The organism is Vibrio astriarenae, from assembly GCF_010587385.1.
In the GTDB taxonomy this organism is placed as follows: Bacteria; Pseudomonadota; Gammaproteobacteria; order Enterobacterales; family Vibrionaceae; genus Vibrio; species Vibrio astriarenae.
In genome coordinates this window covers 1,145,044-1,170,624 of the sequence record NZ_CP047475.1, presented here as the reverse complement: position 1 = coordinate 1,170,624, position 25,581 = coordinate 1,145,044, and the positions used below count along the sequence as shown (strand labels likewise).

Sequence of the window (25,581 nt, the reverse complement as noted above, 5' to 3'; positions counted from 1 at the left end):
ATGACTCAATCAACTGAACAGCTAACTGAACAGCTTTCAGCACATGTCTCGGTTAAAGAAGCTGAAATGGCAGAAGTGCTGGCTAAAATTGTCAAAGACAAATACCAATGGGTTGCAGAGCGCAAAACAGCGCAACCTCTAGATAGCTTTATCGGCGATCTCATTCCGTCTGATCGTAGCTTTTACGAAGCACTAAGCGGGGAGCAATCGGCGTTCATTATGGAGTGTAAGAAAGCCTCTCCATCAAAAGGGCTGATCCGTGATGACTTCGATCTCGATTACATTGCATCGGTTTATAACAACCACGCTAACGCCATCTCGGTATTAACCGACGAAAAATACTTCCAAGGTAACTTTGAGTTTCTGCCTCAGGTTCGCAAAATCGCAAAACAACCAATTTTGTGTAAAGACTTTATGGTAGACACTTACCAAGTTTACCTAGCTCGTAATTACAGTGCAGATGCTATCTTGCTGATGCTTTCCGTGCTTAATGATGATGAGTATCAGTCCCTTGCAAAAGTAGCGCATGAGCTAAACATGGGTATTCTTACCGAAGTCAGCAACGAAGAGGAACTGCACCGTGCAGTGAACCTTGGCGCAAAAGTCATCGGTATCAATAACCGTAACCTGCGTGACCTGTCGACAGACCTTAATCGCACCAAAGAGCTGTCACCTTTGATTCGCAAACTTGCTCCACAAGCGACTGTAATATCAGAGTCCGGTATCTACACTCACCAACAAGTTAGAGACCTAGCACCGCACGCAGACGGCTTCTTGATCGGCAGCTCACTGATGGCTGAAGACAACCTCGAACTTGCCGTTCGTAAGGTAACGCTTGGCGAAAACAAGGTGTGTGGTTTGACGCACTCTGACGATGCTGCTAGGGCATACCAAGCGGGTGCCGTATTTGGTGGCCTTATCTTTGTTGAGCACTCCAAACGCGCAGTAGATATCGAATCAGCTCGTCTTACTATGAGTGGTGCTCCACTCAAATATGTTGGTGTGTTCCAAAACCACGACAGTGCTTTTGTTGCCGATACTGCTGAGGCACTTGGACTCGCCGCCGTTCAACTTCATGGTGATGAAGACCAAGACTTTATCAAGCATCTACGTGTTCAACTTAAAGATAGCGTTGAGATCTGGAAAGCCTACGGTGTCACCGATAGCGAGCCACAACTGATAGATAAGTTCGTTGACCGTCACCTATTTGATGCTCAAGTCGGCTCACAAAGTGGCGGCACAGGCCACACCTTTGATTGGTCTTTAATTGCCCAGCCATGTGATGTGATGCTGGCGGGTGGTTTGAACCCAGATAATGCCAAGCAAGCCGCCCAATTGGGTTGCCTCGGCTTAGATTTGAATTCAGGTGTCGAAAGCGCACCTGGTAAGAAAGATTTAGACAAGTTGCTTCAAGCGTTTGCCGCAATTCGCGACTATTAATGCAACCGTCATTGAATTTAAAGTATTAAGGAATAAAGAAATGGCTAAACTCGATGCCTACTTTGGTGAATACGGCGGTCAGTATGTTCCGCAGATTCTCGTGCCAGCACTAGAGCAACTAGAGCAAGCGTTTATCGACGCGCAAGAAGATCCTGAGTTTCGCAGTGAATTTATGACGCTGCTTCAAGAGTATGCTGGTCGCCCGACTGCCCTAACTCTTACACGTAACCTAACCAAAGGCACAAAAACAAAACTTTACCTGAAGCGTGAAGACCTTCTTCACGGTGGCGCGCACAAAACTAACCAAGTACTTGGACAAGCGCTGCTTGCTAAGCGCATGGGTAAGAAAGAGATCATCGCAGAAACAGGCGCGGGTCAACATGGTGTTGCAACCGCACTTGCTTGCGCCCTACTCGACCTAAAATGCCGCGTTTATATGGGCGCAAAAGACGTTGAGCGTCAAAGCCCTAACGTGTTCCGCATGAAACTGATGGGTGCAGAGGTTATTCCTGTGCACTCTGGTTCAGCAACACTAAAAGATGCCTGTAACGAAGCGCTGCGTGATTGGTCAGCGACCTATGAAGAGGCTCATTACCTCCTAGGTACGGCTGCCGGTCCACACCCATTCCCTACCATCGTGCGTGAATTCCAGCACATGATTGGTGAAGAGACTAAAAACCAAGTACTTGCGCGTGAAGGTCGCCTACCTGACGCCGTGATCGCTTGTGTCGGCGGAGGCTCAAACGCAATCGGTATGTTTGCTGACTTTATTGAAGAAGAGAGCGTTCGCCTCATTGGTGTTGAACCAGCAGGTAAAGGTATCGATACAGACCAGCACGGTGCACCACTTAAGCACGGTACGACAGGCATCTTCTTTGGTATGAAAGCGCCATTGATGCAAGACACACACGGTCAGATCGAAGAGTCATACTCAGTATCCGCGGGTCTTGATTTCCCTTCTGTTGGCCCACAACACGCACATCTAAATGCAATTGGTCGTGCTGAATACGACAACGTGACGGACGATGAAGCACTCGATGCCTTCCAAGAGCTTGCTCGACATGAAGGTATCATCCCAGCGCTTGAATCGGCACACGCATTAGCACACGCATTAAAAATGGCGCGAGAAAACCCTGAGAAAGAGCAGCTATTGGTGGTTAACCTATCCGGCCGTGGTGATAAAGATATTTTCACTGTTCACGATATCCTACAAGAAAAAGGAGTGATCTAATGGATCGTTATAACGCGATGTTTGAGCGCCTTAATGAAATGAATCAAGGCGCATTTGTACCGTTCGTAACGGTTTGTGACCCTAGTCCTGAACAGTCTTACAAGATCATGGAAACGTTGGTTGAATCCGGCGCCGACGCGCTTGAACTCGGTATCCCATTTTCAGATCCGCTAGCGGATGGTCCAACGATTCAAGGAGCGAACATTCGCGCTTTGGACTCGGGTGCAACCCCAGATATCTGTTTTGAACAGATTGGTAAAATCCGAGCAAAATACCCAGAGCTACCGATTGGCCTGTTGATGTACGCCAACCTTGTGTACACCCGTGGTATCGAGAACTTCTACGAGCGTTGTGCGAAAGCAGGCATCGATTCCGTTCTCATTGCTGATGTTCCAACAAATGAAGCGAGCGAGTTCATCGAAGCGGCTAAGAAGCACGGCGTCCATCCAATTTTCATTGCACCACCAACAGCCAGTGATGAGACGCTGAAACAGGTTTCGGAGTTGGGTGGCGGCTACACCTACCTCCTTTCTCGCGCAGGTGTGACGGGTGCAGAAACGAAGGCAAACATGCCAGTGGACGACATGCTCAACCGTCTCAACCAATTTGATGCGCCACCAGCACTACTCGGTTTTGGTATCTCAGAACCAGAGCAAGTGAAGCAAGCCCTGACTGCAGGTGCTGCGGGTGCGATTTCTGGCTCAGCGGTTGTGAAGATCATTGAAGCAAACGTAGAACAGCCAGAAGCAATGCTTGAAGCTCTTGGCAACTTCGTTTCCGCAATGAAAGCAGCAACACAGAAATAATTGGCAACCACCTCAGAACTTAAAGGACGCAATGCGTCCTTTTTTCGTTTTTGGAGCGGCGCTCATAGACACTACTGTTTGAAATCACTTAGGTATATACTCTGCCCACTTAACGCTTATAGAGACGACCCATGATTGATGTATTGCGAATCGCTGCAATCACCTGTTGCTTGGCTAGCCCAGCTTTTGCCGTCCAACCACTGTTTGAAACCACGCCCTCTGAAACGACACAAAAACTGGATGATGTTCTAGCAATATTCGGTGCTGAAGAAGAGTATGACCCAAGCAAAGGAATCGACTCGAGTTACATTCCCGCTCTGTTCTACACACCAGAGCAAGGCTTTGGTGTTGGCTTGCTCTACGTCGGTCTCTATGGCGATACCTATGAAGGTACAACCCAGCCTTCGTCGATGGTCATTAACCCCTATATATCCAGTAATGGCTCCAAGGGAATCACCTTCGAAAATCGTCACTTTTTCTCCGGCGATCAACATCGCTTTTACCTAGATTTCGAGTTATTTGATGACGCGGGCGTATACTATGGTGTTGGACACGATGCTGGTAGTGTTGATCAAAACCGTATTAACTACTCAGAGCAAGTCGCTCTGCTAGAGCCCACCCTACTCACCAAAGTCGCGGATGATTTTTACCTTGGTCTCGGTGCCAATGTCACTTATGCCAAAGCCAGTGACTTTGAACTTGAAGATGATAGAGGCTCCTTAATACCTGCCTCTGATTTGCAGAAAAACACCAGTTATGGCGCTAAGGTAAGTGCGGCTTATGACTCGCGTGATAATGTTCTTAACGCCTCTGAAGGTGTCCTGTTTGATGTGACTGCCGGGTATTACCACTCTTCTTTAACCGATGACTGGTTCGGGAAATACAACTTTGAACTGGCCAACTACATCAGCTTAGGCGACTTTCCTGGCCTCATTGCTTGGCAAGTACAAGGGGACTTTACTAGCGGCGACGTACCTTGGAATCGACTCCCAGATATCGGTGGTGCACATGGTTTACGTGGGCACGTTGAGGGGCGCTATCGCGATAACCATATGGCATTGGGGCAAATAGAATATCGACTACCGATATTCTGGCGCTTAGGCGCGGTTGTCTGGGGAGGGGTTGGCTCCGTCGCGCCTGAAATCAACCAACTCAATGATGACCTACTCACCAGTGTAGGTACTGGATTACGTTTTAAAATCAAAGACAAAGTGAACGTTCGTGCTGATATTGGCTTCGGCAACGACGAAACAGCATTCTATTTTCACGTAAACGAAGTATTCTAATTTCCAAAAGGGACGGTTCTCGTCCCTTTGTTGTTTCCGAGTTCATCGATAGAAGCATCAGACAGTTTGAGCTACAATGCCGACTCCTATAACGCCTTACCTTTAAGGCAGACTGTATTAATCAATGGAATCTATTGTGCTCCTAAACAACGCAGCCAACTCTGTTATCGTTCTCGACTTTGAAACTACAGGTCTCTCCCCAAACCAAGGTGACCGCGCCATTGAAATTGGTGCTATTAAGCTCGTTAATGGTGAAGTTGTCGACAGATTCCAACAGCTAATGAACCCAGGTTTTCGAGTCAGCAGCTTCATTGAAGGCTATACCGGAATCACCAACAACATGCTCGCTACCGCACAAAGCTGTGACGTCGTCATGAACCAGTTTGCTGATTTCATTCAAGGCAGTAATCTCGTTGCTCACAATGCAAGTTTTGATCAACGCTTCTTGGATGCAGAACTAGAAAACATCGGACGAAGCTACGACGGTGAGTTTGCCTGTTCATTACTTGTTTCGCGTCGTCTATCCCAAGAAGTGGCATCCCATAAGCTGGGTGATTTAGTTCGCTATCATGGCATCGAGAATGACGGTGTATTTCACAGAGCCTTGGCGGACGCAGAAGTGACAGCTGCACTTTGGATGGTACAACTAGGCATTCTGAAACTCGACTATGGTATCGACAAACCCGACTTCTCATTAATGAAGAAAATTGGCAAAACACCAAAAAGTTCGGTCGCTAAGATGCTGACAAAGATTCACCCCCCGGTCTAGTTACTAGCAAACTTCGCCGTTCAAATTGTCCTATGTTTTTAGTTAATTGTTGGCCCAACATGAACCCAAGGGAGCAATTAGGCACTAAAAATGAATATAAATGCAGTACAATATCCGACAGCGGCGTGTATTTATTTCACTTTTTACAATTTGAGGTGAAGGAGTCAGTTTGAGCCCCAAATGGCAACGTTAACAATTACACAACAAAATACTGTAAACGATTTCATATTTATCAAACCATTTGTTTGCGTACTCCGAACCTTTGAACTACCCGTCTCTTCATAAACCTGCACACTTAATCACCTTTATACATTTACATTTTAGCAACTTAATGAAGTTATTTCGTAGTTTCATCAAACCTACGCACTGTTCACATTTTATTCAATAAAAGCATGTAATCGTTACCACATTTTTGCATTGATCACGTTTGGTACACCCTATTTGCGTTAAGTTCATTTGGCTAGTTCAAAAATCCAACAACGTAAACTAGGAAAATAAAATGAATAAAAAAACACTATTACTATCGATGCTCGCAGGTTTCGCTATCTCGGGAGTCGCGCATGCGAAAACAACGCTAGGGTTCACTGTCTATAAATATGATGACAACTTTATGTCTGTCGTACGTCAGGCAATTGAGTCAGAGGCCGCGACAGACAGCGATGTACGTCTGTTAATGAACGACTCTCAAAACAACCAATCTATGCAGAATGACCAAATTGATGTTCTTCTCGCAAGAGGCGTTAAAGCCCTCGCCATCAACCTCGTTGATCCAGCTGCCGCTCCTGTGGTGATCAGTAAAGCAAAACTCGATAACGTGCCCATCGTTTTCTACAACAAAGAGCCAAGTGCCGATGCCCTAGCAAGCTATGATAAAGCTTATTACGTTGGCACAGATTCGAAAGAGTCAGGCATTATTCAAGGTGATCTCATTGCTCAACACTGGGCCCAAAATCCAGATTGGGATGTTAACGGCGATGGAAAACTTCAATATGTGCTTCTAAAAGGCGAGCCTGGTCACCCTGATGCTGAAGCTCGCTCTAGCTACGTAATCAAAACACTCAATGAACAGCATAATATCGAAACCGAAGAGCTTCATCTCGATACCGGTATGTGGGATACAGCAATGGCAAAAGACAAAGTCGATGCTTGGATCTCCGGCCCGAACGGCAAAAACATCGAAGTCGTCATTGCAAATAACGACGCTATGGCGATGGGCGCAATTGAATCTCTCAAAGCAGCAGGACGTAGTGAAATCCCAGTATTTGGCGTCGATGCCTTGAGCGAAGCTCTAGCACTTGTTCGCTCCGGTGAAATGCAAGGTACCGTTCTCAACGATGCTAACAACCAAGCAAAAGCAACTTTCGAACTCACGCGTAACCTAGCCAACGGCAAAGAAGCTGGTGAAGGAACGCAATGGAAGATCATCAACAAAGTTGTGCGTGTACCTTACGTAGGCGTCGATGCCACTAATCTAGATTAGCCCCTCCTGGGCAACTCATGAGAGTTGCCCTTTTCTTTTTGAGGTACTGATATGACTGCTGTATTAAAACCTAAAACTCAATCTGAATGGCTACTAGAAATGACAGGCGTCAGTAAGTCTTTTCCAGGAGTTAAAGCCCTAGATAATGTCACTTTAAAAGTTCGCCCCCACTCTATCCATGCACTTATGGGAGAAAACGGCGCTGGGAAATCCACGCTACTCAAATGCCTATTTGGTATCTACGAAAAAGACGAAGGGGCAATAAAGTTTCTCGGTAAAGATGTTAATTTCACATCTTCTAAAGAAGCTCTGGATAACGGTGTTTCAATGGTTCACCAAGAACTTAACCAGGTCTTACAACGAACCGTCATGGACAACATGTGGCTGGGTAGATACCCAAAAACCGGGTTCTTCATTGACCATGACAAAATGTATAGGGATACAAAGGCGATATTTGAAGAGCTCGATATCGATATCGATCCCCGTGCAAAAGTCGCGACTCTATCGGTTTCGCAAATGCAAATGGTAGAGATCGCGAAAGCATTCTCTTACGACGCCAAAATTGTGATTATGGACGAGCCCACCTCATCACTCACTGAGAAAGAGGTAAATCATCTATTCACGATAATCCGCAAACTAAAAGATAAGGGCTGCGGCATCGTTTATATCTCTCACAAAATGGAAGAGATCTTTGCTCTATGTGATGAGTTAACGGTACTCCGAGATGGTCAATGGGTCAAAACCTGTACCCTAGAAGGTCTGACCATGGATCAAATCATCGCCATGATGGTTGGCAGGGAATTGACCCAGCGCTTCCCAGAGAAACACAACACACCTGAAGAAGTGATTCTCAAAGTGAACAACCTCACTGCGAAAAACCAGCCGTCTATCGAAGATATCAGCTTCGAACTTCACAAAGGTGAAATCCTCGGAATTGCTGGACTTGTTGGTGCCAAACGGACTGATATTGTCGAAACCATATTCGGTGTTCGAGAAAAAGAGAGCGGAGAGGTCCTACTCCATGACAAGGTAATGCGCAACAAAGATGCACATGAAGCGATTCAAAACGGATTTGCACTCGTCACGGAAGAGCGTCGCTCTACAGGCATTTACGCCAATCTTGATATCACCTTTAATTCTCTCGTCGCCAATATTGAGAGCTACCGTCAAAAGTCTGGGCTTCTCAGCGACAAGGATATGAAAGGAGATACTCAGTGGGTCATTGACTCTATGAGCGTAAAAACACCCGGTCACAAAACCCAAATTGGTTCGCTATCTGGAGGGAATCAACAAAAAGTCGTCATTGGTCGCTGGTTACTTACTGAGCCCGAAATCCTCATGATGGATGAACCCACACGCGGCATTGATGTCGGTGCAAAATTTGAAATCTATCAGCTGATCTTGGATTTAGCCAAAAAAGGAAAAGGCATCATCATCATCTCCTCCGAAATGCCCGAGCTGTTGGGTATAACCGACCGAATTCTTGTGATGAGTAACGGGCGCGCTGCGGGGACCCTAGTAACAAAAGAGACAGGTCAGAATGAAATTCTCAATCTAGCTTCAAAATATTTATAAGGATAAGTAAATGGATATCGCAAAGCTACGCCCACCCAAAGACATAAAAATCGCTGATTATATTAAAGAAGGCGGCATTTATGCGGTTCTCATTATTCTGTTGGCTATCATCATAATCCAAGAACCATCATTTCTAAGCTTAAGAAACTTAAGTAACATCCTTACACAGTCATCGGTACGTGTCATTATAGCGCTCGGGGTCGCAGGCCTCATTGTAACCCAAGGCACAGACCTTTCCGCCGGTCGTCAAGTCGGTTTGGCTGCCGTCTTATCTGCGACACTGCTGCAATCCGTCGACAATGTGAATAAAGTATTTCCAAACTTAGGGGAAATACCTATTGTCGCAGTCATTATTGCAGTGTGTTGTGTTGGGGCTCTTATTGGTCTTGTAAATGGTATTATCGTCGCTTACCTAAAAGTAACGCCATTTATCGCGACTCTTGGCAGTATGATCATCGTCTATGGGATAAACTCGCTCTACTTTGATTCTGTTGGTGCCTCTCCGGTGGCCGGCTTTGATGAGCGATTTTCTACCTTCGCCCAAGGCTTTGTTCAAATGGGCGATTTCCGGCTCTCCTACATAACGTTCTACGCGATCATTGCAACGGGTTTTGTATGGGTACTGTGGAATAAGACGGTGTTTGGAAAAAATATCTTTGCCATCGGTGGTAATCCCGAAGCTGCCAAGGTATCCGGTGTTAACGTTCCACTTACTCTACTAAAAATCTATGCCCTATCCGGCGTTTTCTATGCCTTTGGCGGTATGTTAGAAGCCGGTCGTATTGGTAGTGCAACGAACAACCTTGGCTTTATGTATGAACTAGATGCAATCGCCGCCTGTGTGGTGGGTGGCGTATCCTTTGCTGGGGGTGTGGGTAGCGTCGCTGGCGTAGTGACGGGCGTATTGATCTTCACCGTGATCAACTACGGTATGACCTATATTGGTGTAAGCCCATACTGGCAGTACATCATTAAAGGGAGCATTATCATCTTTGCTGTTGCTCTTGATTCAATGAAGTACCAAAAGAAAAAGTAGGCACTCTATCGATATAGCGATGCCTCACCGCATCGCTATATCCTTAACAAAACATGTTTCATCTTAGAATATAGTCATTCACCCTATCCCGTCATGAAGTTTTAGTCTCACGCAATAAGTGTTAAGATCACACCATTATTGCTTGATGATGCTTTTTGGGGCTTAAGTGAAGCCTTTATGCCTCTCACTCAACCAAACCTACTGCCCCCAAATACCCATCCAGCTGAACCTTAGTTCTAAAAGGTCTTTTTCATATGGTTAATAATACAATTCAATGGTTTCCTGGTCACATGCACAAAGCTCGCAAGGAGATCGAAGAGGCTATCCCGCAAGTTGACGTCATTATTGAAGTGTTAGACGCTCGCATCCCGTTTAGTAGCGAAAACCCAATGATTTCACAGATCCGTGGTGAAAAGCCGGTTGTGAAGGTGCTGAATAAGCGTGACTTGGCAGACCCAGAGTTGACTGATTTATGGATTGCGCACTTTGAAAAAGAGCAAGGTGTGAAGGCGATGGCGATTACTACATCCAATCCTCAAGAAGTCCATAAGATCATGGATCTTTGTCGCAAGTTAGCACCACATCGTGAAGAGATTGGTAAGAACATTCGTACCATGATCATGGGCATTCCCAATGTCGGTAAATCGACCATTATCAATACGCTTGCTGGCCGCACGATTGCTGTAACCGGTAACCAACCAGCGGTGACGCGTCGCCAACAACGTATTAACCTGCAAAACGGTATCGTCCTTTCTGACACCCCAGGGATTTTATGGCCAAAAGTGGAGAATCCACACAGCGGCTTCCGCTTAGCAGCCACTGGCGCGGTAAAAGATACCGCGATGGAATATGAAGATGTGGCGTTCTATACCGTTGAATATCTAGCGCAAGCTTATCCTCAACGCCTGAAAGATCGCTATGAAATCGATGAAATGCCAGAGTCAGATCTGGAGATCATGGAAGAGATCGGTCGCCGTCGTGGCGCACTGCAATCTGGTGGTCGAGTCAACCTACACAAAGCATCAGAGATTCTTCTGCACGAACTGCGCAACGGTACATTAGGTCAACTCACCCTGGAGTTACCGGAGATGATCACCAAAGAGTTGGTGGAAGTTGAAATTGAAGCGGCTCGCAAAGCTGAAGAGAAGGCGAAGAAGAAAGAAGAACGCCGCAAGCGCTACCTAAAAAACAAGCGCTAACCTTGTTCAATAAATCATAAAAGCGCAGGATGAAGCGACAAGCTGCTCTCTGCGCTTTTTTATTGTTCTCGCTAAAAGCTTATTGCTCTAACCCACTTAGCTGAACCAATACTCTCTCCAATTGATCCCATGGCAGTAACTGGGTATCAATCACTTCAATTCTCGATTCGAAACCTGACAAAGTAAGTTGATTCACCGACAGAACCCCGTTCGCTTTATTAAAGGCGAAACAGCCTTGATCGGTGTTCATCACCGCTTTAATGCGATCAGCAGTCAGATCGTTTAACATTGAGAATAGGTCATCAAAGTTAAACACTAGTTCTGCACCAAATAGCCATCCACATGAGAAGTAACCCTGCCCTTTGTTCTCTTTTCGGATATGGCTTTGGTTCGGTGGCAATTGGAACTGAGGCTCTAGGGCAGCATGATGGTGATGGTGTTCCTCGATATCTGCTTCTTGGTTTGGTTTGACAAATGCATCAAGCAACGAAAGTTCAATATCACCACGTGTAGCCGCAATGACATTCGTATCAATATCATTTGATTGAAGCCAAATGTGCATACCGTCCTTTTGTGACTTAGACGCTAAATCACTTTTATTCGCAATGATGACATCCGCTACGTCCAACTGCTGCTTGAAGTTTGGGTTGGTCGTGTACTTTTCATCTTCGAAGTAATGAGCATCGGTCAGTGTCAAAGTAGTACGTATTTCGATGTAAGGACTGAACTGAGCAGATGATATCGTCGCCATGATTTGCTTGGGATGCCCTAATCCAGTTGGCTCGATGATAAGTCTATCTGGATTCTCACGAAGCAAAGCAGTAATCGCCACACTAGTAGGGACCCCTGCCGTGCAGCAGATGCAACCACCCGGTACTTCTTTTATCAACGCACCACTATCAGACATCATTGCACCGTCGATACCAATTTCACCAAACTCGTTTACTAACACCGCCCAGTTTTCGTCCTGAGGCTTGTTTTTTAGTAGATTCAAAATGGCTGTGGTCTTACCGACACCGAGAAAGCCTGTGATGATATTAGTAGGTACTCTCTTTAACATTGCTCTGTTCCATTACAATTTGAAGCAACATATTAGTTTTTTCAGGTCAGGAAAAACAGTGTTGAAAATAAAAAAAGCGAATCAAACACCAGGTTCAATTCGCTTTTTCGTTAAAGTTTACAACGGATTATGCAAGACGGCTCATTTTGATTAGCGATCTGCCTATTAACCACTCGACCGTTTCAGCACTCGTTTGACCAAACTCAACCTCAGCCAATCGATATAAACGTTCAACGCCTGACTTCGCAAAATCTGACGCACTTTCCGCTGTCACAATGTGATGGAAAAGTAAGCGCAAGATTGCCACGAACTCTTCACTACTTTCTAGAGCGGCGGTCCAACTCTTGCTGAAACCCTCAAGCCCATTTTCAATATCTAAATGAGTAACGAATATTTTAAAAATACGACCATCCATCGCTGCTGCGAAGTCTGTCTTCTTTGGAAAATGATGAGAAATACCCGTTCTTGAGATTCCAGTCTGCTTGCTTAAAGTGGTGTACGACATCTTGTCGTAACCCAAAGTCAATAACTGCTCGACCACAGCATCCATGATCGTCTGGATAGTGATCTCAGTATCTTCTTTACTACGTTTTGGCATTATTTGCCTCTTTTTGTTGTGAGCCCCATAATCACTCAACCGCCCCATCTGCGTGGGTATCTGCATATCTAGTTGAGCTATAAACGAAAAGTAATCAACTGACCTTTATTAATTCGCGAGAATAATGAAACATATCAACTACTAACACAATATAAGGTGATTAACTTCTCTGCCTTATCGCACGGCGAACTGTTTTTAGTTTGACCAGGCTCACAGTAATCTGTAAATGTCATACCAAAGTTTTATACTTTTTTTTCACATCAGCTCTACTGGATTCAAAAAAAGTCGTAAATTTTACAGTTAATGTTCAATTCTCTAGCCTTAATAGCCATAGGTGAGTAAAATGGATAAAACTAAAAAATCGAACGTTCAGGAGAAGTAGTTATGAACACAAAAGAAGTTGAACCTCAAGTATGTGAAGCTTGTGGCTGTGCTGGCGAAATGGGCTTTATCATCAAAGAAGGTGATGATGTCGCAGAGGTGTCTATCTTTGGCCAATCACAAGAAGCACTTGAAGCTGAACTCGCTAAATATGTTTCACTAGCAAAAGAAGTCAACGCTGCAGTTAAATACGAAGCCACTGAAATCGAAACAGAAACGACTGAGATCACGGCGCGATTCCAATTTGAAGTGAGCGCTGAAAAGCTGATTTTTGAACTGAAATCTCGCTCAATCAGCCGCTGATATTCCCCTAGGCTCAGGTGCTCAACTTGAGCCTAATTTTTATATGTTTAACCGCTATCTCTCACCGCAATTCAAAGCCAGCTTAATCGCTATTTCGCTGTCGCTTCTCCCTGTTCACAGTAATGCTGAACCATTGAGCTACTATCAAATGCTCAATCATCTCGATAATTACGGGAATCTCGACCTTAGAAACAAACCCTACACAAGTCTGCAAGATGGTTTAGAAGTTGAAGGGAACTTGCTCATCGCCCGTTCTCCTATTCAACGCTTACCAAGAGGGTTAAAAATACAGGGAAGCCTCGATGCCTCCAATAGTGCCCTGACGACTATCATGCCCGGAACTTATATTCGAGGGTACGCCAACTTTCTCGGTGCCCCCCTGACCAACTGGCCTACGGGCGTGCGTGTGGGAGGGTATATCAACCTGACAGATACATTAGTGGAAAACTTGCCGGCACAACTCAAGGTCAATGGCGATTTAAGCGTAATGAGAACACCACTGGAGACATTGCCCGAGGGCTTGATTGTCGAAGGTGATCTTTATATCGGCGGTTCAAAAATCACCTCATTGCCCGATGTATTAACCGTAGAAGGGAATATCTTCCTTGGTGGTAATCAAATCCAGAAATGGCCAGGCCAATTAAACTTGGGTGGCGCGGTTGCAAGATAGGCGCACCATCTGCGATAACCTACTTGACGGTTTGATTTGGAAGCCAAGTACCCGACATTCGATACTTCATGCCAATTTGCTCTGCAGTGTCCTCTGTCACCCCATCGACAGAAATAGATGCACCATTGTGATCGGTATAAGTCACTCTGCCTTTTGGCTTGGCATTATCATGTGATTGAGACACTTTCTTCATTAGATCATCCATGATGGCTTCTCGCATATCATTGCTGCTCATATCTTTGTCCTACCCTTCGCTAATCATCATTTACTAGCTTAGAAAAAACTGCGCAGCGGTTGTGTGACCTCTATAAAAAAGCTGCAACATATCCGTTGCAGCTCTTCAATCACAGCTTCAAGCAAAATTCACTATTCATGTAGATGTGGATAGCTACTTGTTGTTCACCGGGTTTGCATAGCTAGCGACGAGATAAGGGTGAGCGCCCTCCGGTAGCATCGCAAGTTTATTAGTCAGCGCTTGCTTGACTTCAACTTCCACCGATTCATCACCAGCAGCCAAATGGTTAATAGGGAAAAGTTCATAATGCTCATGTATTTGACGATCAATCTCATCGGCTAACGCTTCTGGCGTTTCGAAGTCGGCATCAATCACTTCACCAAATGCCACGTGTACACGCCCTTTGTCACCAATTATCCCTTGGATAATGCTTTCGATATCTTCAAATTCACCTTTCTCATATTCACCATGCGTCGCTTTAGCATGAAGCTCCAGCGCTTTAGCGATATCACAAGGGTCATTCTCGTATGAGATTGAAACAGGCACTATCTTGAGTGATTTCATGTAATCAGCAAACGACTCTTTCTGTTTGCGTCCTTGTACATGAAACATCTTCAAAATTGCTGGATCAGTATAGTCATTACCATCTTTTGCTCGCCCCTCACGTTGAGCAATCCAGATTGAGTTACCTGTATCTAGCGAGTGCTTGATGTAAGCGGACAAAGTGCCTAGGGCTTTCATCATCTCTCTCGGAGCTTTAGCAGAGCGTTTCACAATAAAGCTCTTGTTCAGGCGCATCAGTTCAGTTGCACAAGGCTTTTTTAGCAAATTATCACCAATCGCAATACGCATGGTGCGGTGGCCGGCCTGATGTAAGCCGTAATTCACCAATGCAGGGTCCATAGCGATGTCTCTATGGTTAGAGACGAAGAGATACGAAGTATCAGTATCAAGTTTATCAAGACCTGAATACGTTACGCCATTAGTCGTTTGGTTGAGCGCCTTATCCATGTATTTTTTCACTTCCATCTGGATAGCTTCAACGCTGGTCAGCTTCGCCCATTTTACTTTTAGATAAGCCTTAACCACTGGCATTAGGATGCTGCGTAGCCATTTCGGTTTATCTGCGAACTTGTGATCTACGATGGCATGAATAAATTCTTCATCATTGATGAGGCGCCCAATGGCTGCAGGAATTTCGTCATCATTGTATGGACGAATATCGATAAAAGGGTCCGTTGTGTTGCTCATAATCTACTACGTTATTGTAAATGCTCGGCTATTCTACGCTGACTCTTATAGCAAGACAGCTCTTATCCTTAAGGTCAGACCACAAACCAGTTTAGTTGTTCAACTGCGATTTACCACTCATTGACAACAAATCGATACGGCTTCCTACCAATGATAGCGAGGCATTTGGTCTATACAAATAATCCGATTGCTTTAAACTAGCGCCCCATAACAGTTACACGGTTTTCTTTATGAATTTTGCTATCGAACACACACACGACACGTCTCCTTACCTTCTTATTACCGGTCGTAAACATACGCTAAAGCACAGGCTCATTATCGTAGAATCTGGATTAGCGCTTGTTCGTTTAGGTAAGCAAGAGTATGCCGTGGAAGCTGGACATGCATTCTGGTTACCTTTCGACTGTCTGGTATCTACCACCTACCTTCCGAACAGCAGCATCACAGATGTGACGATCTCTGCTCGCGTTTCTGGTCGTTTTTCTAAGCAAGCCGGCTTTGTTACCTTATCACCAATGCTGAAAGCAACCATTGCCCAGTTACGTGGTAATAATTCTGAAGAATATAGCCAAACCCTCAAGCAAGTGATTAAGCATGAGTGCATGACACTAAAACCTTCGCCTACGCTATCACCACTATCAGAAACTCTCTCTCAATGGTCGCCGACCACCTCTGGATTAGAAAAAGAGATCCATCTTGGCTTATTGGTGCGAGAGGCAAGAAAGATGAAGCTATCGGGCAAAAGTGACGAATTGATTGCTAACGCGCTGTTTGGTGGACAAGTTGCTCAGTTTCACGCTTTGTATCAAGCGCTTATTGAATCATAAGCAGCAAATACGAAAAGAGAAGGCACATGACCTTCTCTTTCTACGTTTCGATTATTCTGGCCTCATCTCACTGCAATCAAACAGTGCGTCCATAATCACCAACTCTTCTGTTCTCTTTGGCGTCAAACGTTTATCGGTGGCAATCGCTAGGTGACTCGCAGCATAACTTTCAAACATACGCCAGTGAGCAACAAGGCGGTCAGCATCCGTCGTGCCCTCTTCCCACCAAATTTCCTGCATAAATGGCGTTAATGACGCTGCGCCATGTGAATAGAGCATCATCTGCCATTTGAACTCAAAGATGTTAATTGTGTTATCTGGAAACTGTGCGTTGTGCTTATCAGCAAGATCTAAAAAGAAGTTTTGCATCGCATCCGTTGAATTGATGAAGTAATCCACCAGCGTCGAATCGGTTTGACGTACCGCATCTGCAATCAACTGAATCGGCGCTGGCTGGACGAGCATCAAAGCCAACATTCTAGTTGAAAAATGATAGAGATATTCATTCGCTGGCAAGTCATCACCAAGCTCTTCCATCAGGCGGTCGCGGTAACCCTCCATGAATACGTGCAGACTATCACTGATACTTTGCCAGATTTTCTCTTTGCTACCGAAATGGTGGCGAATTAAGCTGTGCGATACCCCAGCTTGTTCACTAATGGTTCGCAACGAGACACGGTCAAAGCCTTGCTCACAAAACAGTTGTGCGGCAACGCCCATGATTTTGCATTTGGTTTTCTCTGCATCCTCTGCGCTTCTTCTGCCCTGCTTTCTTTCAGCTGTACAACTCATTTTGATCACCCAGTTTTATATCTCTTGGTTGATTGTACTCAAAAACACGCCTCGCTTTCATCTTTTTTATTACACACATGGAAAATAAAACTTGATCCCAAGAGTACAGCAATTATACTGCACACCTGTATAGCAATATATTATCCAACCGTATAATAAGAGAAATAACTATGAGCCCATTTAACCAATTATCTATTCGAGGCAAGCAGCTGCCACTTTTGGCTGCTCTAGCTGTTATAGCTTTGTCGATGTTAGTGACAGGCTGCAACGATGCGGTTTCCAGTGAAGTCACTAGCCAGATAACACCGGTGAAACTGATCCAAGTACCCGATCTTACGGCGAATCCAGAGGATCGCTTCATTGGCAAAGTTGAAGCCACTCATCGTGCTTCTCTCTCTTTTCAGGTTGGGGGCAAGATTGAAACTATTTACGTCAATATGGGCGACTATGTGAGCAAAGGACAGGTCATAGCGAAACTCGACAGTAAAGACTATGAGTTAGCACGCGATGCCAGAGAAGCAGAGTTTGAACTGGCCAAAACCCATTATGAGCGCTCTCAGACTCTGGTTAAGCGTAAACTGATCAGTGCTGACGCTTTTGAACAGGCAGAAACCAGCTACAAGGCGGCTCGTGTGGCACTCAATCAAGCAGAGATTGAGCTACAACATACGCGAATCATCGCACCGTTTAATGGCTTAGTATCGCTGTCACACGCAAAAGCACACCAAATTGTGGGGGCCAATCAAGCCATCTTCTCGGTGATAGACACCAACATGATGGATGTGACTTTTTCTCTGCCTGTTACCTATGTCGAACAACATGGTATGGCTCACCTCAAGCAAAGTAAGCTAACCGTCACGATGGATACGCATCGAGATAGTCGTATCTTGGCAAGTTTCAAAGAGATTTCCACTCGCCCAAATACAGACACCAATAGCTTTAGTGCCAAAGTGACCATTAAAACACCACCATCGATGAACCTACTCACCGATATGACGGGAGAGGTAAACGTACCTAACCCAACGCCGGTTCGTCACTATCGTGTCGCTGAAACTGCTTGGATAAACAAAGACTCCCATACAGGCTACGTGTGGGTATATAACCCGCAAACAAAGCAAATACACCAAACACAAGTCAATTTAGATGCAGCTGGAAATGTGACTTCAGGATTAGAGCGCGGCGACCTGATTGTACAAGCTGGTGGAAACAAACTCGTTGAAGGACAAGTGGTTCGTCCTTGGACTCAAGAAGGTGGTATCTAATGCGCCATTTAACCCTAATTAGCATAGCGGTTGCCTCTGCAACTTTAATGGGATGTTCCCCCGTTGTAGAGCACCGAGCCAAGCCTGAGCAACCGATTCAAACGCTCACGATGCAAGCGCCAATAGATGGTCAACAGCGTGTGTTTAATGGTCAAGTTGTGCCCGCTGAACTCACTCCATTGTCATTTTTACGTGGCGGTGAACTTCAAGAAATTTCAGTCAGTGAAGGTGAGTTGGTCAAAAAAGGTCAAGTCATTGCCACCATTGATAACGATACGGCTGCAGAGCAACTCGCAGATGCCAAAGCTCGTCTTCACCTTGCTGCACGTCAGTTAAGCCGTGGTAAAGAGCTGATTAAAAACAAAATGATCTCTCAAGCGGAGTTGGATGAACTCACTGCCAATCACAAATTGAGTGAAGCCAACTACAAACTCGCACAGCGCCAGCTTGAGTATACCGAACTGAAAGCACCTTATGCCGGCATCGTCTCTGAAGTGCTGAAGCAAGACTTCGAACAAATTTCACTGGGAGAACCCGTCATTACTTTGTATGACCCTAGCCTCGTTTACGTTGAAATCTCGGTCTCAGACTCCATTCTTGCACGTGTCGAGAAAGGTGCAAAAACGACTGACTATCAACCGACGGCAATTTTCTCCGGTGACAAGACTGAATACCACTTGAGTTACCTAGAACACACGAGTGAGCTTCATCAATCGAGTCAAAGTTATCAGATGTGGCTTTCTATGCCTCAACCTGAGAAGCGTATTGCACCAGGAACAAGCGTTGCTGTCACGGTAGACATGACGCTCGCCAATCTTAGCTACACTCCTGGATTTTCTGTACCGATGACAGCAATTGATGTCGACCAGCATAACTTCTTTGTTTGGAAGATAGATGACAACGCAGTGTTCCGTACTCCCGTTCAGGTGGATCGCGTTGATTTCAATGGGGCTGTCATCACTGATGGCTTACAGCAAGGCGATGTCATCGCCAACTCTAACCTACGCAAGCTTCGTGAAGGCATGATCATACAAGGAGCACAGCAGTGAACATTGCTGAATATTCAATAAAGAATCGCGTTATCAGCTGGGTTTTCCTAGTTATTCTCGCGATCGGCGGCGTAATGTCTTTCAACGACCTTGGTCGCTTGGAAGATCCTGCCTTCACCATTAAAGATGCAATGGTGGTTTCTACCTACCCGGGTGCCACTGCCCAAGAGGTAGAAGAGGAGCTGACCTATCCGCTCGAAAAAGAGATCCGTCAACTGCCTTATGTAGACAAGATCACTTCCACTTCCTCTAATGGCATGTCACAGATCATGGTCAGCATGGACATGTCTTATGGCCCCGATGAGCTCCCACAAATCTGGGACGAGATGCGTCGTAAGATTAATGACTTGCAGCCAACCCTACCTGGCGGCGTTGCCTCCGTGCAGATCATTGATGATTTCGGTGATGTATTTGGCATCATGATCATGGTAACCGGAGACGGCTATGATTATGCAGAGCTAAAACGTTACGTAGACTACCTCCGTCGCGAGCTTGAGCTTGTCGATGGTGTCGGTAAAGTTTCTATCGCCGGTGACCAGCAAGAGCAACTATTCGTTGAAATGTCCCTAGAGCGCCTCGCGGCTGTGAACCTAGACATGAATACCGTTGTCGGTCTTTTGAACCAACAAAGTAATGTTCAATCCGCTGGTAAAGTGATGATCAACGGTCAGTCACTGACGATTCGACCTAGCGGTAACATGAGCTCTGTTGAAGAGCTAGAGAACCTAATCATCCACGGGCGAGATACAGGACAACTTATTCGTCTTAAAGATGTTGCGGATATTAGCCGAGGTATCCAAGAGATCCCATCGAACATCATTAACTTTAATGGCAAGCCTGCCATCAACATCGGTATCTCGTTCAGTGCGGGTGTCAACGTAGTTAAAGTGGGACAAGTACTAGAACAAGAGCTTGCGATGCTCGATAGCATTAAACCTGCTGGTATCGAACTGAACTATCTCTACAACCAAGCGGCAGAAGTTGATAAGTCAGTCCAAGAGTTTGTCATTAGCCTGGCGCAAGCGGTTGGTATCGTGATTGTCGTTCTCCTTTTTGCAATGGGTTTGCGAAGCGGGATCATCATTGGTGCCGTTCTGCTTTTGACGGTGTTCGGTACCTTTATGCTAATGAGCTACAACAATATTGAACTGCACCGAATCTCATTGGGCGCACTGATTATTGCACTGGGTATGCTCGTAGATAATGCGATTGTCGTGGTCGAAGGCATATTGGTTGGACTTAAAAAAGGCCGTACTAAAGTGCAAGCCGCTGCGGATATAGTGAAACAGACTCAATGGCCGCTGCTTGGTGCAACCGTTATTGCAATTACTGCCTTTGCCCCTATCGGCTTGTCTCAAGACGCTACGGGTGAATTTATGGGCTCGCTATTTTGGGTTCTCTGCTATTCACTATTTTTAAGTTGGGTAACGGCATTAACGCTCACGCCTTTCCTAGCGGATCTACTACTAAAAGAAGATCCAAACGCCACTGAAGAAGAAGACGACCCATACAAAGGCATGTTGTTTGTTATCTTCGGTTCAATGCTTAAGAAAGCACTCAAATTCCGCTGGTTAACGGTGACGTCTATGATTGTCATGCTTGCGCTAGCGGTCGTTGGCTTTGGCAGCGTTAAGCAGTCTTTCTTCCCTGCATCAAATACCCCTATGTTCTATCTAGACATGTGGATGCCGGAAGGAACGGATATTCGTGAAACGGAAAAGCAAGCGAAACAAGTTGAAGCCTTCATTCTCGAACAAGATAATGTGGAGTTTGTTGCGACAACTGTCGGTCAAGGTCTACAACGCTTCATGCTGACTTACCAGCCTGAGAAGAGTTACCAAGCTTACGCCCAGTTTAGTGTTCGAGCAGAAACCCGCGAAGACATGTTCAACATGTTAGATAGCTTCGACACGCAGCTTGCAGAGCAATTTTCAGAGCCGACTTTCCAAGTTAAATTAATGGAGTTTGGCCCTTCTCCCGCTTCAAAAATTGAAGCGCGTATCACTGGCCCTGATCCAGAGGTATTGCGTGATGTAGCAGGAAGAATTGAGGACATTTTCAATGCAGACCCAGGCTCTCGAAACGTTCGTCATGACTGGCGCGAGAGAACCAAAGAGCTCGTTCCACTATTTAATGAGTCAAAAGCGCGTCGCTTAGGTATCTCGAAACAGGATCTATCGAGCACTCTACAAATGGCGTTTGGCGGTAACACCATTGGTATGGTTCGCGATGGCACACACTCACTACCTGTGATTGCCCGCTTACCAGAAGAAGAGCGTATCGACTTCTCATCGTTAACTAGCTTACAGATTTGGAGCCCATCGCTACAAACCTATATTCCGATTGAACAAGTCATTGATGGGGTTGCACTAGACTGGCAAGACCCACTGATTCAGCGAAAAGACCGTAAACGAACGCTGACTGTTTTGGCTGACCATGATGTGTTGGGCGATGAGACCGCAGCAAGCTTGTTTGCACGTTTGCAGCCACAAGTTGAAGCCCTCGCGTTACCTGATGGCTACAGCCTTGAGTGGGGTGGCGAATATGAATCTTCGGCTGACGCGCAAGAAGCCATGTTTAAATCGCTTCCTATGGGATATTTAATCATGTTCATCGTCACGATCTTCTTGTTCAACTCGATTAAGAAGCCGTTGGTGATTTGGTTAACCGTGCCACTTTCGATCATCGGTGTAGCGATCGGTCTGCTTAGCACAAACATGCCTTTCAGCTTTACAGCGCTGCTTGGTCTATTGAGCTTAAGTGGCATGATTTTGAAAAATGGTATTGTTCTACTCGACCAAATCAACACCGAGTTAGACACGGGTAAAGATCCTTACTTGGCGATTTATGACAGCGCAATCAGTCGTGTGCGCCCTGTAAGTATGGCGGCGTTAACCACGATTTTAGGCCTGGTTCCCCTCGTCTTTGATGCCTTCTTTGGCTCAATGGCCATCACAATTATGGCTGGCCTTGGTTTCGCGACAGTATTGACGCTGATCGTAGTGCCCGTTCTGTTTGCCATTTTCTACAATATTAAACCAATAGAAGAGTAGCAAAAGCGAGCTACAGCACGATAAGCCACTGCCTATCATGCTGTAGCGAACCTGAGCAAAATACTCTCTGTACCTAAGACAAAGGGCTAACACCACCTCATCGTGTTAGCCCTTTTTTTGATTCTAGTCGTTTGACGAAGCTATATCTACTCCCCAGCCTAAATACTGAAACAAGTGCAGCATGACAGAGACTGTGCTTGAACACTCTGGTAAGCAGAGTATCTAACGTGCAATGACTACCTACAACGTGCGTCACCCTGAATCTATTTCAGGGTCTAGTTAAGGTGTTTGACGAAGCTATGTCCACTCCCCGACCAAGATACTGAAACGAGTTCAGCATGACCTAGTGTTACGTATATTCAGAGCCTTAACGAGCGTGAACCAGCATCAGACTATCGTTTGCAGCAATAGATAAGGTCAACGACTCACCGTCTGACTGGAATACCTTACCCGACAGTAGATCGTACCACTCGCCAAATATATCAATCGTCAGTGTTTGTGGACGTTTCGATTTGTTTAGCGCAACAATGCCTTTTGCCAACTCAGCCACTTCACCTCGGTAAAAGACCAACAGATCATCACTTGCTTCGATCAGCTCCATTTTCTCGCCGTGCATACGATTATGGAACTCAATGCGTTTTTGCATTCGATTGTCATGCCATGCATTCAGCCAGCGAGGTTGTTTGTCCTCACCCTGAATGCCACTGGTATCCAAATCGGTGTAGATCAACGGCACACCACCGTCACGGCCGAGAATGTAAGAGTACGCTAACCACTCATCTTGCTCTTCCATCACTAGGTTTGAGAACACATCATTGTTTGGAATATCATGAGTCACTGCAAACGTGATTGCTCGACGACTAGAAAGCGCTTGCCCAAAGCTATAAGGGTCAATCAACGACTTCATCGAGCCCTTTGGCTCTAGTGCATCAAACAACGTCTGAAACAGCGGGAAGTCATAGGCAGACAAACGAGTTTGCTCCAAATAAGGCTGGAGAAACAGCTCATACTCATCTTCTGTCGCACCGCCATCGGTAATGATCTCACCAAAGATATGTACGTCGTGGACGATCTCTTCTGTCCAGACCTTCTCAAGGTGCTCTAATGAAAGGTGCTTAGCAGCATCAATTCGAAAGCCTTTCACACCAAGTGATTTTAGCGCTTTTAGATAGGCTTGCTGCTGCTCAACAACATGCTCATTATCACTGAGTGAGGGTAAACCCGGATCCTGTGGGCCACCACTGATTCGTCCCGTTTGTACCTGCCACGGGTCTTTCCAGTCTTCGATTGGGAAAGCTTCAAGAAAATCATCTTCCGTGAATAGAGGCTTAGACAAATCACCAAACAGCTTTTGTTGTTCGTAATAGTCAGCGTCTGCTTTATAGGCCGACATATCTTGTGCATTAGGAAAACTAAGATCATCTCTAAGCGATGACTCGTTCGCCATATGATTAAATACAACATCCACATACAGCCACACGCCCTGCTCATTCAACGCGGCGATCATCGCCTTAAAGTCGTCAGTATTGCCAAGTTGGTTGTCGATGACACGATAGTCTTGCGGTTGGTAGCGCTGCCACCATTGGGTGCCCTGCTCCGACTTGTATGATTTCATCGGAGGAGAGATTAATACGGTTTGATATCCTGCTGCGCGGATCTCTTTCGCGCGTTGAGCCACTAAAGCGTATGGCCAATCAAATGCGTGCAGAATAACATTGCTGTGCTTTGGGTAGTTACTGTTCATAATATTCTGTATCCCTGCTTCGGGTATAAAGTAACGAATCTACTGCGATTATAGATCAACAAATAGTCATTACTTTCCCCCTCTTACGTGAAAACAAGGGGGGATATTGAAGGCGTAGGAACAGAATTTCACCCCTTAAGCACTTTAGAGCATATACGGAAATGCGCTCAAACATTGACCATCAACTACTATCTACTCCCCCTATCAAGAATTAGGGTTTAACTCTTAATCTCAAACAGGGCAGTCAATTCAACCAGTGCTTGGATAGCCGTCATACTGCCAAGTTCTGTCGTGTTTGCAGGATTAAACCAAATCGCTTGCAGTCCCGCATCTAAAGCGGGGTAGATGTCTTTGTCTAGAGTGTCGCCAACCATTAGCAAGTCTTGAACATCGACATTGAGTTTGCTGGCAATCCTTGGATAAAAGTCAGTATGGTCTTTCCCTACCGACAAATTGTCGAAACAAAAATAACCAGAGATATATTGAGACAAGTCAACTCGCGAAAATGCCGCTTCAATATCTGCAACACTAGAGTCTTGAGCATTGGTGGCGACATAGATGGGAAAATGCTGTGACAGTTTCTTTAACACATCCTGTGCCCCAACGGTTGCACTGACCTTTGGCCATAAGCACATTTTTCCCTGCTGACTTGGGTCATCCACCATCAAGGTATCGCCCCAATCAAATAATATCACCCTAGGAGTCGTTAAGATGGGTTCGCTCATGACTTTATTACTCCATAAACAGCATGATCGACAACACGGTCATTGAGGTTTTCTGCGCAGCGAATGATGCCTTCAAGTTCAAATCCCAGGCGTTCGCAGACATTGCGACTAGCCGTATTGCCGGTAGCGACTGATATCTGAACTTTATCAATATTGAGTTGGTTAAATGCATAATTAACGAGAAACTGAACGGCACGAGTGACGATGCCTTTTCCGCGATAAGGTTCAGCCAACCAATAACCGATTTCAACTCGGCTCAGCGTGTGGCTAATCGTGTTAAAACTGATATTTCCGACCACTTGATGTTGGTAGACAATGGCACATGTCATCGACTTACCATCGGCATAATCGTGCAATGATTGCTGAATAAAGGACTCAAAGTCACCAATCCCTTCTATATGGGGAGGCCAAGCAAGCCACTCGCTGAGGTAATCTAAATTTTCGTTAAGCAGCTGCAGATACCGCTCAGCAAAAGAGGGCTGTACAAGTGCAAGCTCAATGTCTTGATCAACGTGCATCACGAACATCAACGGTGCTCCTTTTTCATTTTTCCGGCATTACGGGGGATAAATGATGGGCATACTACGCGATCGGCCACCGTCTGTTGATCCCAAGCACCACACAGATCTTTTTGGTTATTGCGAGTTCGAGTAAAGTGGCGGCAGTGACCACAACGCATATCCATAGCAACTCCTTTGCTAAACTAACTTATGCATTGAGATTATCACCACCGCCTGAGCTGTTCAATTCTCGGCCACTTGACTAACTATCCGTTCATTTTGCTCATGTTGCGAAGTAAGATAGTCACC

General features: G+C 45.6%; 24 protein-coding genes. 15 read left to right on the top strand and 9 right to left on the bottom strand.

Going from position 1 to position 25,581, the window contains the following annotated elements:
• The 9 genes from trpCF (at position 1) to ylqF (ending at position 10,822) form a co-directional block, all read left to right on the top strand.
• Positions 1-1,440 (top strand): bifunctional indole-3-glycerol-phosphate synthase TrpC/phosphoribosylanthranilate isomerase TrpF, encoded by a 1,440-nt coding sequence (trpCF, locus tag GT360_RS05595; protein ID WP_164647929.1) that lies wholly within the window; start codon positions 1-3, stop codon positions 1,438-1,440.
• Positions 1,441-1,480: 40 nt separating this feature from the next.
• Positions 1,481-2,671 carry a tryptophan synthase subunit beta gene (trpB, locus tag GT360_RS05590; protein WP_164647928.1) on the top strand — a complete coding sequence of 397 codons (1,191 nt, stop codon included), beginning with the start codon at positions 1,481-1,483 and terminating at the stop codon, positions 2,669-2,671.
• Complete coding sequence (gene trpA, locus GT360_RS05585; protein WP_164647927.1) at positions 2,671-3,477, top strand: tryptophan synthase subunit alpha; 807 nt, start codon at positions 2,671-2,673, stop codon at positions 3,475-3,477. Before trpB ends, trpA begins: the two co-directional genes overlap by 1 nt.
• 131 nt (positions 3,478-3,608) lie before the next feature.
• Entirely contained in the window at positions 3,609-4,763 is a 1,155-nt protein-coding gene (locus tag GT360_RS05580) for a BamA/TamA family outer membrane protein (protein WP_164647926.1), read from the top strand.
• Positions 4,764-4,899: 136 nt separating this feature from the next.
• A complete protein-coding gene (locus GT360_RS05575) occupies positions 4,900-5,532 on the top strand; it encodes a 3'-5' exonuclease (protein WP_239502592.1) in 633 nt (210 codons plus the stop codon).
• A 499-nt stretch (positions 5,533-6,031) separates the two neighbouring features.
• A complete protein-coding gene (gene mglB / locus GT360_RS05570) occupies positions 6,032-7,012 on the top strand; it encodes a galactose/glucose ABC transporter substrate-binding protein MglB (protein ID WP_164647924.1) in 981 nt (326 codons plus the stop codon).
• Between the two features lie 51 nt (positions 7,013-7,063).
• Positions 7,064-8,587 carry a galactose/methyl galactoside ABC transporter ATP-binding protein MglA gene (gene mglA / locus GT360_RS05565; protein WP_164647923.1) on the top strand — a complete coding sequence of 508 codons (1,524 nt, stop codon included), beginning with the start codon at positions 7,064-7,066 and terminating at the stop codon, positions 8,585-8,587.
• A gap of 10 nt (positions 8,588-8,597) precedes the next feature.
• The gene (mglC, locus tag GT360_RS05560) at positions 8,598-9,623 is read left to right on the top strand and encodes a galactose/methyl galactoside ABC transporter permease MglC (RefSeq protein ID WP_164647922.1); all 1,026 of its coding nucleotides are present in this window, start codon (positions 8,598-8,600) and stop codon (positions 9,621-9,623) included.
• Between the two features lie 254 nt (positions 9,624-9,877).
• Positions 9,878-10,822 carry a ribosome biogenesis GTPase YlqF gene (ylqF, locus tag GT360_RS05555; RefSeq protein ID WP_164647921.1) on the top strand — a complete coding sequence of 315 codons (945 nt, stop codon included), beginning with the start codon at positions 9,878-9,880 and terminating at the stop codon, positions 10,820-10,822.
• A 79-nt stretch (positions 10,823-10,901) separates the two neighbouring features.
• On the opposite strand, the gene GT360_RS05550 is transcribed toward ylqF, so the two are convergent.
• Entirely contained in the window at positions 10,902-11,882 is a 981-nt protein-coding gene (locus GT360_RS05550) for a CobW family GTP-binding protein (RefSeq protein ID WP_164647920.1), read from the bottom strand.
• Between the two features lie 127 nt (positions 11,883-12,009).
• Positions 12,010-12,480, bottom strand: coding sequence for a TetR family transcriptional regulator (locus tag GT360_RS05545; protein WP_164647919.1), 471 nt, complete (start codon positions 12,478-12,480; stop codon positions 12,010-12,012).
• A gap of 384 nt (positions 12,481-12,864) precedes the next feature.
• On the opposite strand from GT360_RS05545, the gene GT360_RS05540 reads away from it, so the two are divergent.
• Both GT360_RS05540 and GT360_RS05535 read left to right on the top strand, forming a co-directional pair.
• Complete coding sequence (locus GT360_RS05540) at positions 12,865-13,164, top strand: DUF406 family protein (RefSeq protein WP_164647918.1); 300 nt, start codon at positions 12,865-12,867, stop codon at positions 13,162-13,164.
• Positions 13,165-13,312: 148 nt separating this feature from the next.
• Positions 13,313-13,834, top strand: coding sequence for a hypothetical protein (locus GT360_RS05535; RefSeq protein ID WP_239502617.1), 522 nt, complete (start codon positions 13,313-13,315; stop codon positions 13,832-13,834).
• Positions 13,835-13,853: 19 nt separating this feature from the next.
• Here GT360_RS05535 and GT360_RS05530 read toward each other — a convergent pair whose 3' ends face one another.
• The gene (locus tag GT360_RS05530; protein WP_164647917.1) at positions 13,854-14,069 is read right to left on the bottom strand and encodes a hypothetical protein; all 216 of its coding nucleotides are present in this window, start codon (positions 14,067-14,069) and stop codon (positions 13,854-13,856) included.
• A gap of 153 nt (positions 14,070-14,222) precedes the next feature.
• Positions 14,223-15,320: a lysophospholipid acyltransferase family protein gene (locus GT360_RS05525; RefSeq protein ID WP_164647916.1), complete on the bottom strand. Its 1,098-nt coding sequence runs from the start codon at positions 15,318-15,320 to the stop codon at positions 14,223-14,225.
• A gap of 230 nt (positions 15,321-15,550) precedes the next feature.
• Between GT360_RS05525 and GT360_RS05520 the strand changes: the two genes are divergently transcribed.
• Positions 15,551-16,147 (top strand): AraC family transcriptional regulator, encoded by a 597-nt coding sequence (locus tag GT360_RS05520; protein WP_164647915.1) that lies wholly within the window; start codon positions 15,551-15,553, stop codon positions 16,145-16,147.
• 51 nt (positions 16,148-16,198) lie between these two features.
• On the opposite strand, the gene GT360_RS21980 is transcribed toward GT360_RS05520, so the two are convergent.
• The gene (locus tag GT360_RS21980; RefSeq protein WP_164647914.1) at positions 16,199-16,939 is read right to left on the bottom strand and encodes a TetR/AcrR family transcriptional regulator; all 741 of its coding nucleotides are present in this window, start codon (positions 16,937-16,939) and stop codon (positions 16,199-16,201) included.
• Between the two features lie 170 nt (positions 16,940-17,109).
• Here GT360_RS21980 and GT360_RS05510 point away from each other — a divergent pair, with 170 nt between their 5' ends.
• Genes GT360_RS05510 through GT360_RS05500 form a run of 3 tightly spaced genes read left to right on the top strand, consistent with a single transcriptional unit; the run spans position 17,110 to position 22,303 of the window.
• Positions 17,110-18,201 (top strand): efflux RND transporter periplasmic adaptor subunit, encoded by a 1,092-nt coding sequence (locus GT360_RS05510; protein WP_239502591.1) that lies wholly within the window; start codon positions 17,110-17,112, stop codon positions 18,199-18,201.
• Positions 18,201-19,250, top strand: a complete 1,050-nt coding sequence (locus GT360_RS05505) for an efflux RND transporter periplasmic adaptor subunit (RefSeq protein WP_164647913.1) — start codon at positions 18,201-18,203, stop codon at positions 19,248-19,250. The genes GT360_RS05510 and GT360_RS05505 overlap by 1 nt, the downstream gene beginning before the upstream one ends.
• Complete coding sequence (locus GT360_RS05500) at positions 19,247-22,303, top strand: efflux RND transporter permease subunit (RefSeq protein WP_164647912.1); 3,057 nt, start codon at positions 19,247-19,249, stop codon at positions 22,301-22,303. Before GT360_RS05505 ends, GT360_RS05500 begins: the two co-directional genes overlap by 4 nt.
• Before the next feature lie 367 nt (positions 22,304-22,670).
• Here the strand turns inward: GT360_RS05500 and GT360_RS05495 are convergent, their stop codons facing one another.
• The 4 genes from GT360_RS05495 to GT360_RS21810 all read right to left on the bottom strand — a co-directional run bounded on the left by GT360_RS05495 (position 22,671) and on the right by GT360_RS21810 (position 25,457).
• Positions 22,671-24,047: an alpha-amylase family protein gene (locus tag GT360_RS05495; RefSeq protein ID WP_164647911.1), complete on the bottom strand. Its 1,377-nt coding sequence runs from the start codon at positions 24,045-24,047 to the stop codon at positions 22,671-22,673.
• A gap of 218 nt (positions 24,048-24,265) precedes the next feature.
• Positions 24,266-24,772, bottom strand: coding sequence for an HAD family hydrolase (locus GT360_RS05490; RefSeq protein WP_164647910.1), 507 nt, complete (start codon positions 24,770-24,772; stop codon positions 24,266-24,268).
• Complete coding sequence (locus tag GT360_RS05485) at positions 24,769-25,299, bottom strand: GNAT family N-acetyltransferase (protein ID WP_164647909.1); 531 nt, start codon at positions 25,297-25,299, stop codon at positions 24,769-24,771. The genes GT360_RS05490 and GT360_RS05485 overlap by 4 nt, the downstream gene beginning before the upstream one ends.
• On the bottom strand, positions 25,299-25,457 hold the full coding sequence (locus tag GT360_RS21810; protein ID WP_204274547.1) for a hypothetical protein: 159 nt from the start codon (positions 25,455-25,457) through the stop codon (positions 25,299-25,301). The genes GT360_RS05485 and GT360_RS21810 overlap by 1 nt, the downstream gene beginning before the upstream one ends.
• Positions 25,458-25,581 lie beyond the last annotated feature (124 nt).

Bases quoted from the DNA above. Each gene is read 5' to 3' on its own strand.
- GT360_RS05550 (WP_164647920.1), bottom strand. From the start codon at position 11,882: ATGTTAAAGAGAGTACCTACTAATATCATCACAGGCTTTCTCGGTGTC.
- GT360_RS05485 (WP_164647909.1), bottom strand. From the start codon at position 25,299: ATGTTCGTGATGCACGTTGATCAAGACATTGAGCTTGCACTTGTACAG.
- GT360_RS05580 (WP_164647926.1), top strand. From the start codon at position 3,609: ATGATTGATGTATTGCGAATCGCTGCAATCACCTGTTGCTTGGCTAGC.
- GT360_RS05545 (WP_164647919.1), bottom strand. From the start codon at position 12,480: ATGCCAAAACGTAGTAAAGAAGATACTGAGATCACTATCCAGACGATC.
- GT360_RS05495 (WP_164647911.1), bottom strand. From the start codon at position 24,047: ATGAACAGTAACTACCCAAAGCACAGCAATGTTATTCTGCACGCATTT.
- trpA (WP_164647927.1), top strand. From the start codon at position 2,671: ATGGATCGTTATAACGCGATGTTTGAGCGCCTTAATGAAATGAATCAA.
- GT360_RS05540 (WP_164647918.1), top strand. From the start codon at position 12,865: ATGAACACAAAAGAAGTTGAACCTCAAGTATGTGAAGCTTGTGGCTGT.
- trpB (WP_164647928.1), top strand. From the start codon at position 1,481: ATGGCTAAACTCGATGCCTACTTTGGTGAATACGGCGGTCAGTATGTT.
- mglA (WP_164647923.1), top strand. From the start codon at position 7,064: ATGACTGCTGTATTAAAACCTAAAACTCAATCTGAATGGCTACTAGAA.
- GT360_RS05535 (WP_239502617.1), top strand. From the start codon at position 13,313: ATGCTCAATCATCTCGATAATTACGGGAATCTCGACCTTAGAAACAAA.
- mglC (WP_164647922.1), top strand. From the start codon at position 8,598: ATGGATATCGCAAAGCTACGCCCACCCAAAGACATAAAAATCGCTGAT.
- GT360_RS05520 (WP_164647915.1), top strand. From the start codon at position 15,551: ATGAATTTTGCTATCGAACACACACACGACACGTCTCCTTACCTTCTT.
- GT360_RS05525 (WP_164647916.1), bottom strand. From the start codon at position 15,320: ATGAGCAACACAACGGACCCTTTTATCGATATTCGTCCATACAATGAT.
- GT360_RS05530 (WP_164647917.1), bottom strand. From the start codon at position 14,069: ATGAGCAGCAATGATATGCGAGAAGCCATCATGGATGATCTAATGAAG.
- GT360_RS21810 (WP_204274547.1), bottom strand. From the start codon at position 25,457: ATGGATATGCGTTGTGGTCACTGCCGCCACTTTACTCGAACTCGCAAT.
- GT360_RS05510 (WP_239502591.1), top strand. From the start codon at position 17,110: ATGAGCCCATTTAACCAATTATCTATTCGAGGCAAGCAGCTGCCACTT.
- GT360_RS05505 (WP_164647913.1), top strand. From the start codon at position 18,201: ATGCGCCATTTAACCCTAATTAGCATAGCGGTTGCCTCTGCAACTTTA.
- GT360_RS21980 (WP_164647914.1), bottom strand. From the start codon at position 16,939: ATGAGTTGTACAGCTGAAAGAAAGCAGGGCAGAAGAAGCGCAGAGGAT.
- trpCF (WP_164647929.1), top strand. From the start codon at position 1: ATGACTCAATCAACTGAACAGCTAACTGAACAGCTTTCAGCACATGTC.
- ylqF (WP_164647921.1), top strand. From the start codon at position 9,878: ATGGTTAATAATACAATTCAATGGTTTCCTGGTCACATGCACAAAGCT.
- mglB (WP_164647924.1), top strand. From the start codon at position 6,032: ATGAATAAAAAAACACTATTACTATCGATGCTCGCAGGTTTCGCTATC.
- GT360_RS05490 (WP_164647910.1), bottom strand. From the start codon at position 24,772: ATGAGCGAACCCATCTTAACGACTCCTAGGGTGATATTATTTGATTGG.